Source organism: Streptomyces sp. NPDC052910 (genome assembly GCF_055585605.1).
On sequence record NZ_JBVJJR010000004.1, the window covers coordinates 230,421 to 246,382 of the forward strand.

Here is a 15,962-nt window from a genome sequence, read left to right on the forward strand (position 1 = left end):
CTACCGCTCGCCCGTCGCCTTGCGGTGGTCCACCACCGAGTCCGGGCCCGGCGACATGAGGGTCTCGTGCCCGTTCTCGGCCCTGACCCGGTACGGCGGCGTGCCGTCGGGCCCCAGGACCTCGACGATCTCCACGACGTGGTCCTGCTTTCCGACGACCCTGCCGTGCACGACCAGACGGTCGCCCTTGCTCGCATGCATCGACGCGGCTCCTTCCGTCGGGGTCGGTCGTGGCTGGTGCGGCGGCGCACGAGTGTGCGCTGCCGCACGGGCATACGCCCAAGTCTAGGATCGCGGAAGGCGACCGGCTCGGTCTACGGCCCGATTGGGGGTGCCCCGGCCCCTCCCCCAGAGGGGGGACCCCCATTTCACCGTTTCCTGGGGGCAAGCCCCCAGCCCCCCGAAACCGCGCTCCGCGCGGTTGTCCTCAAGCGCCGGACGGGCTGTATCAGCCCGGCCGGCGCTTGAGGACAGCGTCCGCAGGGCGCTTCGGGGGTGCGGGGGCGGAGCCCCCGCAAGAAACGGTGAAATGGGGGTCCCCCCTCTGGGGGAGGGGCCGGGGCACCCCAAAGCCGCATCACGTCCGCTGCGTCACCGCGATACACACCAGCACCGCGACAGCCGCAACCGGCGCCGCAGGCGAAAGCCGCTCACCGAGAAGCGCCACCGACCAGACCAGAGTGAGCAGCGGCTGCGCGAGCTGAAGCTGGCCCGCCCGGGCCACCCCCGTCGCGGCCATCGCGCGGTACCACAGCCACATGCTCACGAACTGGGAGAACGCCAGCCAGCCGAGGCCCGCCGTCGCCTTGGCCGTGACATGGACGGGCTCCAGCGTCAGGGCGACCGCCGCCCCGGCCGCGCCCACCGGCAGGCACAGGACGAGGGCCCAGGCGATCACCCGCCACCCCGGCATCTCCCGGGCCAGCCGGCCGCCCTCGGCGTATCCGGAGGCGCACACGAGCAGCGCGGCGAACAGGCAGAGGTCGCCGGTGCCCGGCCGGCCGCCGCTCTGGTGCAGGGCGAAGGCGATGACGACGACGGCCCCGGCCACGGCCGCCACCCAGAAGGCGCGGGAGTGCCGGGCGCCGGTGCGCAGCGTGGCGTAGACGGCGGTGGTCACCGGCAGCAGGCCCACGACCACGGCCGCGTGCGAGGTCGTCGAGGACTCCAGGGCCAGGGTGGTCAGCAGCGGGAAACCGACGACGCAGCCGGCCGCGACGGCGAACAGCCCGCCCCAGTGCCGGCGGTCCGGTGGTGGCACCCGTCCAACGGCCAGGAAGCCGCCGGCGAGCAGGGCGGCGAGGACGGCGCGGCAGGCGACCACGGACCAGGGGCCGAGCCCGTCCAGGGCCCAGACGGTCGCCGGGAAGGTCAGCGAGAACATGCCCACGGCGAGCAGGGCGAGCAGTGTGCCGCCGTTCGGCAGGCCGCCGTTCACCGCTATCGTCACCCGGCGGGTAGCGCTATCTTGTGCTGTCATGCACGAGCGTAGCAGCGTCTCCGAACTGGCCGCCCTCCTCCGGAAGGAGGCCTACCGCTACTCGCCGGGTGAGAAGCTGCCGTCCAGCCGGGCCTTGATCGACCGCTTCCGGGTCAGTCCCGTGACCGTCTCCCGGGCCCTCGCCGTCCTCGCGGCGGAGGGGCTCGTGACCACCCGGCCGGGGGCGGGCGCGTTCCGTGCGGAGGCGCGGGCGGACGCGCGCCCGCCGCTGGGGGACACCTCCTGGCAGCAGGTCGCGCTGAGTGCCGAACCGGGTGACCGCACCGTGCCGCGCTCCGTCGAGGCCGGCCGGGTGTGCGCCACCTTCACGTCCACGCCTTCCGGAACCATCGACCTCGCCGGCGGCTACCTCCACGCGTCGCTGCAACCCGAACGCGCCCTCGCCGCGGCCCTCGGCCGCGCGGGCCGCCGTCCCGGCGCCTGGGGCCGGCCTCCGGTCGAGGGCGTCGACGAGCTCCGCGCCTGGTTCGCCCGGGCGATCGGCGGGCCCGAGGGTACGGTCACCGCCTCCGACGTCCTGATCACCGCCGGCGGCCAGAGCGCCCTCACCACCGCGCTGCGCGCCCTGGCGCCCCCGGGCGCTCCCGTGCTCGTCGAATCACCCACCTACCCCGGCGTGATCGCCGCCGCCCACGCCTCCGGTCTGCGCCCCGTGCCCGTCCCGGTGGACGCCGACGGGGTCCGCACCGACCTGCTGGCCGACGCGTTCCGGGCCACCGGCGCCCGGGTGTTCTTCTGCCAGCCGCTCTACCAGAACCCGACCGGCGCGGTCCTCTCCGCCGAACGCCGCCGCGACGTCCTGCGCATCGCCCGGGCGGCCGGGGCGTTCGTCGTCGAGGACGACTTCGCCCGGAACCTCGCCCACGCGGACGCGCCCCCGCAGCCGCCCACCCTGGCGTCCGAGGACCCGGACGGCGTCGTGGTGCACGTCACGTCGCTGACCAAGTTCGTCTCGCCCAGCCTGCGGGTCGGCGCGCTCGCGGCCCGGGGACCGGTGTTCGAACGGCTGTGCGCGGTCCAGTTGATCGACAGCTTCTTCGTGCCGCGGCCTCTCCAGGAGGCGGCTCTCGAACTGGTCGGCTCGCCCGCCTGGGCGCGGCACGCGCGGACGGTCGCGGCGGAACTGCGGTCGCGGCGGCGGGTGTTCCTCGACGCGGTGCGGCGCGAGCTGCCGTCCGTCGCGGTCGACCACGTGCCGCCGGGCGGCTTCCATCTGTGGCTGCGCCTGCCCGACGGGGTCGATGAGGCGGCTTTCGTCGCGGCGGCGCTGCGGGGCGGTGTCGCCGTGGCGCCCGGCCGTCTTTACTACGCGGCGGAGCCGCCGGCGGCTCATGTGCGGGTGTGTGTGGCGGCCGTTGCCGGGGAGGCGGAGCTGGTGGAGGGGGTGCGGCGGTTGGGGGTGGGGTTGGCGGGCTGAGGTCAGTCCGGTGGGGTTGCCCCGGTCCCTCCCCCAGAGGGGGTACCCCCAGTCCTCAAGCGCCGGACGGGCTGAAATCAGCCCGTCCGGCGATTGAGGACGAGCGGCGGAGCCGCGAAAGAAGGTCTGGGGCGTAGCCCCAGGAAGCGGCGAAGTGGGGGTGCCCCCTCTGGGGGAGGGACCGGGGCACCTCACCCCCCAAGCGGCAACACCCGCTCCAACTCCCCGAACACCCGCTCCAGCAAGGCCCGATGCGCGGGCAGTACCTCCTCCGGCGCGTCCCCCGCGAACATCCGCCGCAGCGATGCCGCGCAAGCCCCCCGGTAAGCGGCGACGGCGAGTGCCGCGGTCATCCGGGGTTGCGGATCGGTGCCCGAGGCCGCGATCGCCGCCGTCAGGGCGGCCTCCAGTTCGTCCGCCCCCTCGCGCAGGCGAGCCCGCAGTGCGGGAGACCCGTAGACAATCCGCCAGAACGCCGCGGCCTCGACCGCCGACAGCGGATGCCCCTCGTCGACGAGCCGCAGGGCGAGGCGGCGGAGCGCCGCGACCGGTGTCTCGCCGGGGGCGCGGTCCCGGACGGCCGTGACGCTCAGCTCGATTCCCTCGGGGATCCGGTCGAGGAACAGGTCCTCCTTGCGCGGGAAGTGGTTGAAGACGGTCATGGTCGACACCTCGGCCGCTTCGGCCACCTCCGCCACCGTCACCTCCTCGAAGCCGCGCTCGAAGAACAGCCGGGTCGCCACGTCCGAGATCCGCTGCCGTGTCCGCAGCTTCTTGCGCTGCCGGAGCGGCAGCTCCGCCGCGTCCGGTGTCGTCGGTCCACTCATGAGAAAAGGCTATACCGACCACAAAGTTTTAGTCGCTACAGTGATCTCATGAACCTCACCGATTCCATGGACCGCGCCGGCGACCACGACGTCGTGGTGGCGGGTGCGGGTCCCGTCGGCCTCACCCTCGCCTGCGAACTCGCCCTCGCCGGCACCCGCGTCCTCGTTCTCGAACGCCGTACCGAGGTCGACCGGACCGTCAAGGCCGGCGGCCTCAACACGCCAAGCGCGGAGGCGTTCTACCGCCGGGGCCTGCTGCCGGACCTCGTCGCGATCCAGAAGGAGGCGCTGAGCCGCTTCGGCTCGTTCGCCCCCGCCGGCGCCCGGGCCGCCGGGGCGGACGCTCCCGCGCCGCCGCCCCGGTTCGCCGGCCACTTCGCGGCGATACCGCTCCGCGCCGACCTCTTCGACGCCACCGACCCCGAGCTCGGCGACCCCGGCCCGGCGGCGCACGTCGGCCTCGTCCCGCAGGAGTCACTGGAGCGGCTGCTCGGCGAACGGGCGGCGGCGCTCGGCGTGGACGTCCGCCGCGGGGTGACGCTCACCGGCTTCGACGCCGACGAGGCGGGTGTGACCGTCCGCACGGACGCGGGCGAGCTCCGCGCCGGCTGGCTCGTCGGCTGCGACGGCGGCCGCAGTACCGTCCGCAAGCTCGCCGGCTTCGCCTTTCCCGGCACCGACCCCGAGATCACCGGTCGGCAGGCGCTCGTCGAGATGACGGGCGCGGAGGCGCTGGGCTCCGGCTGGCAGACCACCGGCACCGGGCACTACGTCCACGGTCCGATGCCCGGCCGCGTCCTCACCGTGGAGTTCGACGGCCCGCCCGCCGACCGCGACGCCCCGGTCACCGCCCGCGAGCTTCAGGACAGCCTGCGCCGGGTCGCCGGCGCCGACGTGACGGTCACCGCCGTGCACTCCGCCACCCGGTTCACCGACAACGCCCGCCAGGCGTCCACCTACCGCAAGGGCCGGGTCCTGCTCGCGGGCGACGCCGCCCATGTCCACTCGCCGTTCGGCGGGCAGGGCCTCAACCTCGGCATCGGCGACGCGATGAACCTCGGCTGGAAGCTCGCCGCCACGGTCCGGGGGTGGGCCCCCGAGGGCCTGCTCGACACCTACACCGCCGAGCGGCACCCCATAGGCGCCTGGGTGCTGGAGTGGACGCGGGCCCAACTGGCCGTGATGCGGCCCGACCCGCACGCCCGCGCCCTGCGGACGGTGGTGCGCGACCTGCTCGGGACCGTCGACGGCACCACCCACGTCGTCAAGAAGATCTCCGGCGTGTGGCAGCGGTACGACCTCCCCGGCGACCACCCGTTGACCGGCCGCAGCGCCCCCGACCTCGCCTTCGCGGACGGCAGCCGGCTGGCGGACCACCTTCGCCACGGCCGCGCCCTGCTCGTCGACCTCCACGGCGACCCGGAACTCCGCGCGTGCGCCGACGGGTACGGCGGGCGGGTCGACGTCCTCACGGCCGTCTGCCCGGACCGGCCGGGGCCGGCCGGCCTCCTCGTCCGGCCGGACGGATGCACCGCGTGGGCGGCGGACACGGCCGGCGAACGGAAGGAGCTGGAGGCGGCGCTGCGCCACTGGTTCGGGGAGCCGCGGCTCCCGGGCCGGAATTCTTGAACGTTCGGTCGGATTCGTATAGCGTCCGGATCATGGGCAGGAACAAGGAGTTCGACCCCGACGCCGCACTGCGGGCCGCGCTGGACCTGTTCTGGCGGAAAGGGTACGAGGCCACCTCGATGCAGGACCTGGTGGACCACCTCGGCGTCAACCGGGGGAGCCTCTACGCCACGTTCGGCAGCAAGCACGCCCTCTATCTGCGCGCGCTCGACCGGTACTGCGAGCTCAAGGGCGAGGCGAGCCTGGAACTGCTCAGCCGGCCGGGGCCGGCCCTGGCCGGCGTACGGGAGCTGTTCCGCCGCTATGCCGCCGAGACCCTCGACGACCCGGACCGCAAGGGCTGCCTGGTCACCAACACCGCCGTCGAGATCCTGCCCGGTGACGAGCAGGCCGAGCGGCGGGTGGCGTCGGCCCTGGACGAGCTGGAGACGGCTCTCGCCGGCGCCCTCGTCAGGGCGCGCCACCAGGGCGAGCTGAGCGAGGACGCCGATCCGCGGGCCCTCGCCCGGTTCCTCGTCACCTTCCTCCAGGGCCTGCGCGTCGTCGGCAAGACCGCCGACGGGCGCCGGCGGGTGGACGACGCGGTGGACCGGGCGCTGAGCGTGCTCCGCTGACGCGCCGGCCCCGGCGTCCGGGGAACCCCCTGAGATCAGGGGGTTTTCTTGCACCCTTTTATTGGAACGATCGGTTAGGAAAGGTGTTGCCGTCATGAGCCGAGCCACCGCCGTCCCCCGGCCCGTCTACGTGCTCGCGCTGGGCATCTTCGCCATGGTGACCAGCGAGTTCGTGGTCGCCGGGCTGATGCCGCAGCTCGCGGAGGGGCTGGACGCCACCGTCCCCGAGGTCGGATACCTGATCACGGCCTACGCCGCGGCCATGGCCCTCGGCGGCCCCTTCCTCACCGTCGCCCTGATGAGGATGTGTCAGAAGAGCGCGCTGTACGTGCTGTTCGCCGTGTTCCTGGCGGGGAACGTACTGGCCGCCACCGCGTCCGACTACGTGGTGATGCTGGTCGCCCGGATCGTCACCGGCGTCGCCTCCCAGGCCTTCTTCGGCATCGGCGTCTCCCTCGCGGCCCAGTTCGCCGCCCCCGAGGCGCGCGGCCGGGCGCTCGGCACCGTCATGAACGGACTGATGCTCGGCACCCTGCTGGGACTGCCGCTGGCCACCCTGGTCGGCGAACACCTGGGCTGGCGGGCCGCGTTCTGGGCGATCAGCCTGCTCACCGCCTTGGCCGCGCTGTGCACCGCCGTCGGCGTGCCCCGCCCGGGCCGCGCCGAGGGCGGCGTCGGCTTCCGGCAGGAGCTGGACACCTTCCGCAACCCGCGGCTGTGGCTGGTCATGTCCACCAGCGCCCTCATCATCGGGGCTACCTTCGCCGCGTTCAGTTACCTCAACCCGCTGCTCACCGAGGTCACGGGCTTCGCCACCGGCACCGTGCCGCTGCTGCTGATCGCCTACGGGGCCGCCACCGTGCTCGGCAACTCCGTCGTCGCCCGGCTCGCCGACCGGTACACCCTCCCGGTGCTGTTCACCGGTCTCGCCCTGAACACGGTCTTCCTCGTCGGCCTCGCGCTGTTCGCCCACCTCGCCGTGCCCGCGGTGGTCTGCATGATGGGCATCGGACTGGTCGGCGTCACCATGAACCCGGCGATGATCACCCGGGTGCACCGCACGGCCAACGCCCGTCCCCTGGTGAACACCGTCCACTCCTCCTTCATCACCTTCGGCGTCATGATCGGGTCCTCGGTCGGCGGCCTGGCCGTCTCCGGTTTCGGTCTGCGCGGCCCGCTGTGGCTCGGCGCGGGCCTGGCCGTCGCGGGACTGCTCACCCTCGTCCCCGACCTGCGGCGCCGGGGGAGCGGTGCGGTGATGGCGGCTGGGAAGGCAGGGGTGGCTGAGAAGGCAGGGGCGGCAGAGGAGCCGGGGGAGGCGGAGAAGGAGCTGTGCGCCGCGCGCGGTTGACGCGGACGCGCGCCCGCGCCGGGCCCGGCCCGCATCCGGTCCCACCCGCGCTCACAGCTCCCGGTACATCACGTGCAGGCCGACGTAACCCTCCCGCGGATGCCGGAACGCCCCCGGAACGGTGCCCACCACCTCGAAGCCGAGCGACCGGTACAGCCGCACGGCGGGTTCGTTGCTCGCGACGACGGCGTTGAACTGCATCCCCCGGAAACCCGCCGCCCGGGCCCACTCCAGGGTGTACTCGCACAGGGCCCGGCCCACGCCCCGTCCCGCGTGCGCCGGGTCCACCATGTAACTGGCACTGGCGATGTGGGAGCCGTTGCCCGGCTTGTTGGTCGTCATGTTGGCGGTGCCCAGGACCGTACCGGCGTCGTCCACGGCCACGACCGTGCGGTTCGGGGCCGGCAGCAGCCACAGGGCCCGCGCCGCCTCGTCGTCCATGTCGAGCGGGTAGACGAACGTCTCGCCGGCGGCGGTGATCTCGCGGAAGAACGGCCGAATGGCGGCCCAGTCCCGGTGAGTGGCCTCTCGGATCTGCATGGCGCGATCCTCCACGGGTGACGGGCGGGCCGCCACGGCTTTTCGCGGCGGCCGTACGGGCGCCGGTCCGCGCGCGGCGGCCGTACGGACTCCGGGCGGTGCGGTCAGGCGACGGCCGTACGGCCCCGGGGCGGTGCGGTCAGGAGGAGGAACCCCGGCGTTCCAGGGAGCCGGCGAGGAGGGCCAGGACGATGCCCAGCAGCACGAAGACGGCGTTCGCGTAGACCGCGTAGCCGTCGGGCGTGAGGTACCGCAGGAAGCCGAAGAGCCGGAACCAGCCCAGCCATTCGTGCAGCAGACCGGTGATCCCGCCGGCCATGAGGACGAAACCCAGAAAACCCAGCACACTCTTCATACGGCGACGGTAGGAGGGGCCGGACGGTCCCGGCGTCGGCCGTCGGGAGGTCCCGCGCCGACCGGAGGACGATTCCCGCGCGGCCCGTTGTCGTCCGAAGGTATCGACGCGTGTCCGAAGGTATCGGCCCGGCCGCCGGCCCCTCCGGGCCGGGCCCCGCGCCGCGTACATTCCGGTCATGACCCGCCTCCGTCCCGCCACCCGTGACCGGCTCGCCGACCTCGGGTGTTTCCTGTTCGCCGCCGTCTTCTCCATGGCCTCCGCCGAGAACGCGCTGGACGGCCGCCGGCTGTCCGAGACGGCCCTGATCGCCGAACAACTGGCGGGCGGCCTCGCGTGCGCGGCGCTGTTCCTGCGGCGGCGGTGGCCGGTTCAGGTCGCGGTGGCGCTCGTGGTCACCGGGGCCGTCTCGCACTTCGCCGCCGGCCCGATCATGGTCGCCCTGTTCACCGTCGCGGCCCACCGGCCGCCGCGCGTCACCCGCCGGCTCGCGGTGTTCACGGCCCTTCCCCTGCCCCTGTTCCTGCTCGGCCGGCCGGCGCTCGACGAACCCGGGACCTCCTCCGCGCTCACCTACTTCGCCCTCGTCGCGGGCACCTTCGGCTGGGGCCTGTACGTCCGCTCCCGGCGGGAACTCGTCGCCGGGCTGCGGGAACGCGCCGACCGGGCGGCGGACGAGGCCCGCCGCCAGGTCCGCGAGGACATCGCCCGCGAGATGCACGACGTGCTCGCGCACCGCCTCTCGCTGCTCAGCGTGCACGCGGGCGCGCTGGAGTTCCGGCCGGACGCGCCCGCCGAGGACATCCGGCGGGCCTCGGGGATCATCAGGGACGCCGCCTACCAGGCCCTGGAGGACCTCCGCGAGATCATCGGCGTCCTGCGGCCCTCCGCAGGCGACACCCGGGACCGGCCACAGCCCACCCTCGACGACATCCCCCGGCTCGTCGACGAGTCACGGGCGGCGGGCATGCGCGTCGAGACCGGGCTGCGGACCGCCGCAGGCGCGCCGCCGGCCCCCGTCATCGGGCGCACCGCCTACCGGATCGTCCAGGAAGGACTCACCAACGCCCGCAAGCACGCGCCCGGCGCGGACGTCACCGTCACCGTCGACGGCGGCCCGGACACCGGCCTGGTGGTGGAGGTGCGCAACCCGGTGCCCGCGGCGGCGCCGGCCGCCGCCTCGCCGGCCGGCCGCACGCTCGGCGCGGCCCTCCCGGGTGCGGGTCTCGCGGACGCCGGCGTCCCGGTCGCGGGCGTCCCGGGTGCGGGCATCCCGGGCGCCGGGCAGGGCCTCACCGGTCTCGCCGAACGGGCCCGGCTGGCGGACGGGCTCCTCGAACACGGCCGGGTGGAGGGGGAGTTCAGGCTGCGCGCGTGGCTGCCCTGGGACGGCCGGCGCGCACCCTCGGCACCGTCGCCCGCCGCCTCCCCCGGCGAAGGGGCGTACCGGCCGATACAGTGAGCCCACCCGCCTGCCCCACCGCCCTCCCCGCCTCCGCGGAGGCCGCAGAAGTCCGAGGAAGCCCGGTGACCGAGCCCGTTCCCGAGTCCGCCCCCGCGCCCGTCCGCGTCCTCCTGGTCGACGACGACCCGCTGGTCCGGTCGGGGCTGCGGCTGATGCTGGGCGGCGCCTCCGGTGTGGAGATCGTCGCGGAGGCGGCGGACGGCGCCGAGGTCGAGCCGCTGGTCGACGCGCACGCCCCGGACGTCGTCCTGATGGACATCCGGATGCCGACGGTGGACGGGCTCGCGGCCACCGAGACGCTGCGCCGCCGCCCGCGGCCGCCCGAGGTCGTCATGCTGACCACGTTCAACACCGACGACCACGTCCTGCGCGCGCTGCGGGCCGGTGCCGCGGGTTTCGTCCTCAAGCACACCCCGCCGGCGCAGATCGTGGAGGCCGTGCGGAAGGTGGCCGCCGGGGAACCGGTGCTCTCGCCGGCCGTCGTACGGCAGCTCATCACCCGGGTGGCGGACGGCGGCGGGCGCGGCGAGCGGGCGGCCCTGGCGCGGCGGCGGCTCGCCCTGCTGGGCGACCGCGAGCGGGAGGTGGCGGTCGCCGTCGGCCGCGGCCGGTCCAACGCGGAGATCGCCGCGGACCTCTACCTGAGCGTGCCCACGGTCAAGACGCACGTCTCCCGGATCCTGACCAAGCTCGACCTGAACAACCGGGTGCAGATCGCGCTCCTGGTGAACGACGCCGGGGAGATCTGACGTGACGTCGGGTACCGGCGCCCTCGTCCTCGCGCCGCAGTACACGACGACCCGCGAACTGCTGGCGCGGGCCGCCCGGCACCGGGGCATGGACGTCGTGACGCTGCCCGCCCGGCCGGCGGGGGACGGCACGGTGTCCGGCGGTCACTACTACGGCGGCCCCCGCTACGCGGCCCGGTTCGGCGCGGGCCTCGGAGTGGCCCTGCTGGAGCCGGCCGACGACTGGCTGCCCCGACTGCCGTTCGCCTTCCGCCGCCGGAACACCGTCCTGACCACCCTCGGCGCGGCCCGCCGCCTGGACCGGCCGGCCTTCGTGAAGCCGCCGTCCGACAAGAGCTTCCGGGCCGCCGTCCACACCGACGGCGGCGGGCTGCCCGCCGCGGCGGAGCTGCCGGACGCCACGCCGGTGCAGGTCGGCGACGTCGTGGCGTGGGACGTGGAGTTCCGGCTGTTCGTCCTGGACGGCGAGGTGCGCACCGGCAGCCAGTACGCCGTCCACGGGCGCCTGGAGTCCGCCCCGCTCGACGGGCACCGGCACCGCGCCGCCGTCCTCGCCTTCGCCCGGCGCCTCCTCGGCGCCTGCGGCGAGACGCTGCCCAGCGCGGTCGTCGTCGACGTGGGGCTGCTGCGCACCGAGCGGGCGCCGGTCGCCGAGTGGGCGGTGGTGGAGGCCAACATGGCCTGGTTCAGCAACTGTTACGCGGCCGACCCGAACCGGGCCCTGGACGTCGTCCTCCGCGCGGCGGGCCCCCGCGAGCGACTGTCCGAGCGGGACCGCGGGTTCTGCCGGGCCGCGCCCGCGCGGGGCTGACCGCCGCCGGACGCCGGCAGGCGTTCCGCCGTCCCGCGCCCGGGCGACAAGCGCCCCGTGCCCGTGGAGCCCAGGGCGGCCGGACCGGGTCCTCCGCCGCGTGCACGGGTCCTCGGTGCCGCCCCGCCCCGGCCGGGAGCCGCGCCCGGCGGCCGTACGGCCCGTACCGGCTGTGTCGGCACCGCCGGGGGCGTGCGGACGAAAACGCGTTGACGTGCCCACCGTGCCCTCCCTACGGTGTACACCGCCCCTGTTGCCGTCGATCGGAGAAGGACGTTGCTCGTCTGAGGTCCTGAGACACCGCCCGCGCAGCCACGCCGTTCCGCGTCCGCTGCCGCGTTCCGTGTGCGACCTCGACGCTTCAGCCGTCCTCCCGCCGGTGCGGGGAGCCTCTCCCGTGTTCCCCCGCCCCTCATGGTCGCCCCACGGTGTTCTCGCGTGCCGTCCGGCATGACCGGTACGTCCGGCCGTCCGGCGCCTTCCCCCTCACCGTCTGTCCTCACGCGACCCCTGCGAGGCCCGTATGTCTCATTCCTCCGCTTCCACCCCCGCGTCCATCGCCTGCACCTCCCTCACGTACGCCTGGCAGGACGGGACCCCCGTGTTCGACGGACTCCAGGTCGCCTTCGGGCCCGGCCGGTCGGGGCTCGTCGGCATCAACGGATCAGGCAAATCAACACTGTTGAAGCTGATCGCCGGGGAGCTCCGGCCGGCCGGCGGCACCGTGCGGGTGACCGGCGAGATCGGCTACCTGCCGCAGAACGCCACGCTGGACACCGCGCTCCGCGTCGAGGACGTCCTCGGCGTCGCCCGCACCCGGGCCGCCCTGCACGCCATCGAGGCGGGAGACGTCCGCGAGGAGCACTTCGCCGCGGTCGGCGACGACTGGGACGTCGAGGAGCGCGCCACGGCGACGCTCGCCGGACTCGGACTGGGCCACATCGGCCTGGACCGCACCACCGGTGAGCTGTCGGGCGGCGAGTCGGTCCTGCTGCGCCTGGCCGCGCTGCTGCTGCGCCGGCCGGACGTCCTCCTCCTCGACGAGCCGACCAACAACCTCGACCTGTACGCGCGCCGTCGCCTGTACGCGGCCGTCGAGGCGTGGTCCGGTGTCATGGTCGTGGTCAGCCACGACCGCGAACTGCTCGAACGCGTCGACCGGATCGCCGATCTGCGCGCCGGCGGGGTCGCCTGGTACGGCGGCGGCTACACCGCGTACGAGGAGGCGCTCGCGGCCGAACAGGAGGCCGCCGAGCGGATGCTCCGGGTGGCCGAGTCCGACCTGCGCAAGCAGCGACGCGAACTGACCGACGCCCACGTCGTCCTGGCGCGCCGCAAGCGGTACGGCCAGAAGATGTGGGACAGCAAACGCGAGCCGAAGATCGTCATGGGGGCGCGCAAGCGCCAGGCCGAGGTCTCCGCGGGCAAGCACCGCATCCTGCACGAGGAGCGGGTCGCCGAGGCGCGGGAACGGCTCGACAAGGCGGCGGAAGCCGTGCGGGACGACGACGAGATCCGCGTCGACCTCCCGCACACGGCCGTACCGCCGGGCCGTTCGGTACTGACGCTGCGCGAGCTGCGACCGCGCCACGGGGCACGACTGGACGGCGAGTTCGAGCTGCGCGGGCCCGAGCGGATCGCGCTCGTCGGACGGAACGGCGCCGGCAAGACGACGCTCCTCCGGACGGTCGCCGGCGAGCTCGACGCCGTCTCCGGCACGGCGACCGCCCACGTCCCGCTGCGGTTCCTGCCGCAGCGGCTCGACGTCCTCGACGACGGGCTGACCGTCGTCGAGAACGTGGCGCGGTTCGCCCCCGAGGCGACCCCCCACGAGATCCGCGCCCGCCTCGCCCGCTTCCTCTTCCGGGGCAACCGCGCCGGGCAGCGGACCGGAACCCTCTCCGGCGGCGAGCGCTTCCGCGCCGCGCTGGCCGCGCTCATGCTCGCCGAACCCGCCCCCCAGTTGCTCCTCCTCGACGAGCCGACGAACAACCTGGACCTGGCGAGCGTCCGGCAGTTGACGACCGCCCTGGAGTCGTACGAGGGCGCGCTGATCGTGGCCTCGCACGACCTCCGCTTCCTGGAGTCCGTCGGCGTGACCCGCTGGCTGCGACTCGACGGCGGGCTGCGGGACACGACGCCGGAGGAGGTGCGCGCCGAAATGACCGACGAGTGAGAGGCGCCGGGCCGGGGGCCTCTCGTACGGCGGCCCCTCGTACGGCGGTCGCCGGCCGGGAACGTCGGTCGGGGACGCCGGCCGGAGGCGTCGGTCGGCGGGGCGTCAGGCCGACGGGCCGCGCCGGCCGGGTTGGCCGCGCCGGACCGGCGCCCCGGGCGTGGACCCGTACGTCTCGGACCGGCGACCGCGCACCTTCCGCCTCGCTTCGGTGGTCTTGGCGTGGCCGCGGCTCACGGGGCGGGGGACTCCTGAGCGATTCTGGTAACGCTGTCGCCTTCGGCAGTCCGTGAACCGGCCCTCAGTGGGGCGACGGGGTCAAGGTCTGCCCCCGCATGGTTCCTGTGACTGCCTGGAGATAGGCGTCGACGACATCGCTCAGCGGCGTGCCTCCCCGGCTGTCCATGCCGAGCTTTTCGAGTGTCTCCTTCACCCAGCCCGGGCTGACGACGTTCACTCGCAGGCCGCGGGGCATCTCAGGGGCCACGGCTTGCACGAAGGCCTCCAAGCCGGCATTCACGAGAGCACCGAACGAGCTGCCTGGCGTCGGCTCCTGGAAGACGCCACTGGTGAGTGTGACGGAACCGCCGTCGCGCACATGGTTCACAGCCCGTCGCAGCAGCATCACCTGCCCCAACAGTTTGCCCTTCAGACCGAAGGTGAATGCGTCGTCGGACGGAGAAGTGACCGGCGTGAGCCGACCGCCGGCCGCGCAGCAGACGACCGCGTCCACCGCGCCGACGGTGCCGAAGAGGGTGTCGATGGAGCCTGGTATTTCCAGGTCGACCCGTGTGCTGCCGTTGCGTGAAGCCCGTGTCACCTCATGCTCGGCCTCCAGCGCGTCGGCGACTGCGCGGCCGATGGTGCCGGTCGCCCCGATCGTGATGATCTTCACGCTGATTCCGCCTGTCGCGGGGCGGGACGGCCCGGAAAGGGCGTCGGCGCGAAGTTGGCCCGGACGTAGGTGTCCATCTGGTGCTGGTCACCGCTGAGGTTGACCACCCGGTCGACTCGGCCGTCGGCGTCGAAATGCCACACCAATGCCCACAGGGTGTCGACCCGGCCGACGCCCTGGGTCGTCCAGCCTCGGTGGACGTCGACGACGTATTCACCGTTGCCGCCCACGAACACGGGCTCGGCCTGGAAGCCGGCCGTGCCGAGTCGGTCGAAGAAGGCGACGACTTCGTCCAGTCCGCGCTTGGTGCCCGAAAGCTGATGACGGCCCGGGATGGTCCACTCGATACCCCGAGCCAGGATCGCGCTCATCGCCTTGACGTCATGGGCGGCGTAGGCGGCGAAGAAGCGGTTGATGGCCTCGACCTTGATGTCGGGCGCGGCGTCACTCGTCGTCACTTGGATGCTCCCCGATGGGTTCGTACCGGGCTGCCCGGTCGCGTGATCGACGATCCCGTCACTCCGCCGTGCCCGTCCAATACCCGCTTCCATAACCTGGCGGCATGGATATCGACACCCGTCTGCTGCGCTGCTTCGCCGCAGTGGTCGAGGAAGGCAATCTCACCCGGGCCGCTGAGCGGCTCTACGTCTCACAGCCCGCGCTGACGAAGCAGATCCGGCGCCTGGAAGGGCTGCTCGGCGTGGAGCTCTTCGTCCGTTCCCGCGCCGGGATGACTCCCACCGAGGCCGGACAGGCCTTGGCCCCCCACGCCGTCGCTGTGCTGGCCGCTTGGGAACGTGCTCTGCGCGTCACGCGGGCGGCCACGACCCGGACCGCACGCACGCTACGGGTCGGCTTCGTCGCGAGCGCCGCCAATGAACACACCCCAATGATCATCGCCGACTTCGCGCGGCGCCGGCCCGGCTGGCGGGTGCGGATGCGACAGGCCGCATGGACCGACCCCACCGCCGGGCTGGCCGTCGGCGAGGCCGACGTGGCGCTGCTCCGGCTGCCGGTAGCCGCGCAGAGCGACTTCAACGTCGAGGTCCTGCTGACCGAACCACGCTGGATCGCCCTGCCCGCAGGGCATCACCTTGCGGCGGAGGACCGCATCAGATTCCGGGATCTGTACGACGAACCCTTCGTGGCGACCCCCGCCGTATCGGGGGCATGGCGCGACTACTGGCTGGCGACCGATGAGCGCGAAGGCCACCCGGTTCGCATCGGTGCCGTCGCGCATCACCCTGACGAATGGCTCAACGCGATCGCCCACGGACAAGGCATCAGCCTCACCCCCGAGGCGACCGCCCGCTTCTACCAGCGCCCCGACGTCGTCTACCGGCCTGTGACGGGCGTCAGCCCCAGTCGGATCGGTGTCGTTTGGCACCGTACTCAACCGGTTGACGACATCGTCGACGACTTCGTCCTTGGCTGCCGCGCCGTATGCGCTGACGACCGACTCACGGACGCCGGTCCATCGACGCACGCCTGACCGGCCCGGAGCCCGTCGCACCCGCGACCTGGTCCGCCGGCTCGGCCGCGACGTCACCCTGGCAACCACCGGCCGAAACAAGCGACCGTCCTCTCGGGCTTTGACCGACCGACGCATCGGCATGTCCGGGGCATGGGGAC

At 73.7% G+C, this 15,962-nt stretch carries 16 protein-coding genes; 9 read left to right on the forward strand and 7 right to left on the reverse strand.

Annotated features, from left to right (window positions below; all coding sequences use genetic code 11):
* Together ACZ6X9_RS17300 and ACZ6X9_RS17305 are read right to left on the reverse strand one after the other, a co-directional pair.
* A complete protein-coding gene (locus tag ACZ6X9_RS17300; protein WP_469778835.1) occupies nt 1-201 on the reverse strand; it encodes a DUF1918 domain-containing protein in 201 nt (66 codons plus the stop codon).
* A gap of 376 nt (nt 202-577) precedes the next feature.
* On the reverse strand, nt 578-1,480 hold the full coding sequence (locus tag ACZ6X9_RS17305; RefSeq protein WP_469778836.1) for a DMT family transporter: 903 nt from the start codon (nt 1,478-1,480) through the stop codon (nt 578-580).
* Here ACZ6X9_RS17305 and ACZ6X9_RS17310 point away from each other — a divergent pair.
* The gene (locus ACZ6X9_RS17310) at nt 1,479-2,918 is read left to right on the forward strand and encodes an aminotransferase-like domain-containing protein (protein ID WP_469778837.1); all 1,440 of its coding nucleotides are present in this window, start codon (nt 1,479-1,481) and stop codon (nt 2,916-2,918) included. The genes ACZ6X9_RS17305 and ACZ6X9_RS17310 overlap by 2 nt on opposite strands.
* A gap of 191 nt (nt 2,919-3,109) precedes the next feature.
* On the opposite strand, the gene ACZ6X9_RS17315 is transcribed toward ACZ6X9_RS17310, so the two are convergent.
* Complete coding sequence (locus ACZ6X9_RS17315) at nt 3,110-3,745, reverse strand: TetR/AcrR family transcriptional regulator (protein ID WP_469778838.1); 636 nt, start codon at nt 3,743-3,745, stop codon at nt 3,110-3,112.
* Between the two features lie 48 nt (nt 3,746-3,793).
* Here ACZ6X9_RS17315 and ACZ6X9_RS17320 point away from each other — a divergent pair, with 48 nt between their 5' ends.
* The 3 genes from ACZ6X9_RS17320 to ACZ6X9_RS17330 all read left to right on the forward strand — a co-directional run bounded on the left by ACZ6X9_RS17320 (nt 3,794) and on the right by ACZ6X9_RS17330 (nt 7,339).
* Nucleotides 3,794-5,374, forward strand: a complete 1,581-nt coding sequence (locus tag ACZ6X9_RS17320) for an FAD-dependent monooxygenase (protein WP_469778839.1) — start codon at nt 3,794-3,796, stop codon at nt 5,372-5,374.
* 32 nt (nt 5,375-5,406) lie between these two features.
* On the forward strand, nt 5,407-5,988 hold the full coding sequence (locus ACZ6X9_RS17325) for a TetR/AcrR family transcriptional regulator (RefSeq protein WP_469778840.1): 582 nt from the start codon (nt 5,407-5,409) through the stop codon (nt 5,986-5,988).
* Between the two features lie 94 nt (nt 5,989-6,082).
* The gene (locus tag ACZ6X9_RS17330; protein WP_469778841.1) at nt 6,083-7,339 is read left to right on the forward strand and encodes an MFS transporter; all 1,257 of its coding nucleotides are present in this window, start codon (nt 6,083-6,085) and stop codon (nt 7,337-7,339) included.
* 51 nt (nt 7,340-7,390) lie between these two features.
* Here ACZ6X9_RS17330 and ACZ6X9_RS17335 read toward each other — a convergent pair whose 3' ends face one another.
* Both ACZ6X9_RS17335 and ACZ6X9_RS17340 read right to left on the reverse strand, forming a co-directional pair.
* Entirely contained in the window at nt 7,391-7,879 is a 489-nt protein-coding gene (locus tag ACZ6X9_RS17335) for a GNAT family N-acetyltransferase (RefSeq protein ID WP_469778842.1), read from the reverse strand.
* 139 nt (nt 7,880-8,018) lie between these two features.
* Complete coding sequence (locus tag ACZ6X9_RS17340) at nt 8,019-8,234, reverse strand: hypothetical protein (RefSeq protein ID WP_469778843.1); 216 nt, start codon at nt 8,232-8,234, stop codon at nt 8,019-8,021.
* A gap of 178 nt (nt 8,235-8,412) precedes the next feature.
* On the opposite strand from ACZ6X9_RS17340, the gene ACZ6X9_RS17345 reads away from it, so the two are divergent.
* The 4 genes from ACZ6X9_RS17345 to ACZ6X9_RS17360 all read left to right on the forward strand — a co-directional run bounded on the left by ACZ6X9_RS17345 (nt 8,413) and on the right by ACZ6X9_RS17360 (nt 13,435).
* Nucleotides 8,413-9,696, forward strand: a complete 1,284-nt coding sequence (locus ACZ6X9_RS17345; RefSeq protein WP_469778844.1) for a sensor histidine kinase — start codon at nt 8,413-8,415, stop codon at nt 9,694-9,696.
* A gap of 65 nt (nt 9,697-9,761) precedes the next feature.
* Complete coding sequence (locus tag ACZ6X9_RS17350; protein WP_469778845.1) at nt 9,762-10,448, forward strand: response regulator transcription factor; 687 nt, start codon at nt 9,762-9,764, stop codon at nt 10,446-10,448.
* Nucleotide 10,449: 1 nt separating this feature from the next.
* Entirely contained in the window at nt 10,450-11,259 is an 810-nt protein-coding gene (locus ACZ6X9_RS17355) for an ATP-grasp domain-containing protein (RefSeq protein WP_469778846.1), read from the forward strand.
* 523 nt (nt 11,260-11,782) lie between these two features.
* Nucleotides 11,783-13,435, forward strand: a complete 1,653-nt coding sequence (locus tag ACZ6X9_RS17360; RefSeq protein ID WP_469778847.1) for an ABC-F family ATP-binding cassette domain-containing protein — start codon at nt 11,783-11,785, stop codon at nt 13,433-13,435.
* 301 nt (nt 13,436-13,736) lie between these two features.
* Here ACZ6X9_RS17360 and ACZ6X9_RS17365 read toward each other — a convergent pair whose 3' ends face one another.
* On the reverse strand, nt 13,737-14,330 hold the full coding sequence (locus ACZ6X9_RS17365; RefSeq protein ID WP_469778848.1) for a short chain dehydrogenase: 594 nt from the start codon (nt 14,328-14,330) through the stop codon (nt 13,737-13,739).
* Nucleotides 14,327-14,788, reverse strand: a complete 462-nt coding sequence (locus ACZ6X9_RS17370) for a nuclear transport factor 2 family protein (protein ID WP_469778849.1) — start codon at nt 14,786-14,788, stop codon at nt 14,327-14,329. The genes ACZ6X9_RS17365 and ACZ6X9_RS17370 overlap by 4 nt, the downstream gene beginning before the upstream one ends.
* Before the next feature lie 104 nt (nt 14,789-14,892).
* On the opposite strand from ACZ6X9_RS17370, the gene ACZ6X9_RS17375 reads away from it, so the two are divergent.
* Nucleotides 14,893-15,822, forward strand: a complete 930-nt coding sequence (locus ACZ6X9_RS17375) for a LysR family transcriptional regulator (protein ID WP_469778850.1) — start codon at nt 14,893-14,895, stop codon at nt 15,820-15,822.
* The last annotated feature ends 140 nt before the right edge of the window (nt 15,823-15,962 follow it).